Raw genomic sequence first — 1,417 nt, 5'->3', positions numbered from 1 at the left:
CAGCCGGCATATCGCGGCACTGGAAGCGAAATACGACGTGCGCCTGATACAGCGCTCGACGCGCCATTTCTCGGTCACCGAGACCGGGCGGGAGTTTTATGAGCGCTGCGTGGCGGTCCTGGTGCAGGCGGAAGCGGCGCGCGAAGTCATGGAGCGCAAACGCTCCGAGCCGCAGGGGATAGTGCGCCTGAGCTGTCCGACGGCCTTGCTCGAATACCGGATCGGCGCCCTGGTGGCGCGCTTCATGACCGAGTATCCCAAGGTGCAGATCCATCTGGAGGCGACCAACCGGCGCGTGGATGTACTGGGCGAGGGATTGGACCTGGCCTTGCGTGTGCGGTTTCCGCCATTGGAAGACAGCGACCTGGTCATGCGCGTGCTGTCGGAGAGCCCGCAGCGCCTGGTCGCCAGTCCCGGTTTCCTGAAGGAGCGCGATCTGCCGATGCACCCCGCGGACCTCGCCGATTTGCCGAGCCTGGACTGGGGGCCCGCGCGCGATCACGTCTGGGACCTTTCCGGTCCCGAGGGGATGGAAGCACAGGTGCGGCATCATCCGCGCTACATCACCGACGACATGGCCGCGCTCCGCCTGGCTGCGTTGCATGGCGTCGGCGTCGTGCAAATGCCATGCATGGTCATCGAAGACGATTTGAAGACGGGAAAGCTGGTGGACATCATGCCGGGATGGGCGCCGAAAGGCGGCATTGTCCACGCCGTCTTCCCGTCACGCCGCGGGCTGCTCCCGGGTGTGCGGCTGCTGATCGATTACCTGGCCGAGCATATTCAGAAAAGCTGAGGTCGGCGAGCGCCGGTGAAGCCTATTCCGCGTATGCCCCGGCCTTCTTGATGATCGGACTCCACCTGTCAATCTCCGCTTTCAGGTGCGCGCACAGCGCATATTGCAGCGCGCTGCTCAGCCTGTGCACGACCTCCTTCGGCGTGACTTTCGGCGCATACAGTCCTGCCGCCGGCTTAGCCGGCGTTTTCCACAATCACTTGTTGCTTCAGGTGGGTTCCCATTGCTGCACGCGAAGGCGTGCAATGGTATCGGAGGGGCCGATGCGAAGTGTGTGGGAAAGAAGTGCTGGCCGGTTATCGGCTGCGGCCGAACTTTTCCGCGAGCTGGCCGAGCTTGTCCTTCAGGCGGCGTTCCGCCTGTTCCGCTTCGCGCGTGGCCTTTTGCTCGGCGGCCTTTTTCTTGTGGCGCTCGCGCAGCACTTCTGCCGCACGGGTGCGATGCTCGTCGAGCACTGGCTGCGCCGGGGTGCCGTCGAGATTGACACGCACGGCGACGCGCTGCGTCTGCTGCAGGTAACGGTTGGACTTGGTGTGCATCGCCAGCGCAACGCGCAAGGCCTTGCGATTGGTTTCCGGCAGTTGCTCGAGGATCTGGCGGTCGATACCGATGGCCAGCGGC

General features: G+C 64.4%; 2 protein-coding genes. One reads left to right on the top strand and one right to left on the bottom strand.

The window, feature by feature from the left end:
• Positions 1–796 (top strand): LysR substrate-binding domain-containing protein (locus AYR66_RS07740; RefSeq protein WP_206047102.1); only part of this gene is annotated, 796 nt, incomplete at its 5' end.
• Positions 797–1,092: 296 nt separating this feature from the next.
• Here AYR66_RS07740 and AYR66_RS29440 read toward each other — a convergent pair.
• Positions 1,093–1,417, bottom strand: a 325-nt coding sequence (locus tag AYR66_RS29440; RefSeq protein ID WP_206047101.1) for a ProQ/FINO family protein, incomplete at its 5' end; no start/stop codon positions are given.

The organism is Noviherbaspirillum denitrificans (assembly GCF_002211445.1).
Taxonomy (GTDB): domain Bacteria; phylum Pseudomonadota; class Gammaproteobacteria; order Burkholderiales; family Burkholderiaceae_D; genus Noviherbaspirillum; species Noviherbaspirillum denitrificans.
Note: the sequence above shows the minus strand (reverse complement) of the source record. Positions and strands in the feature narration are given on the sequence as shown.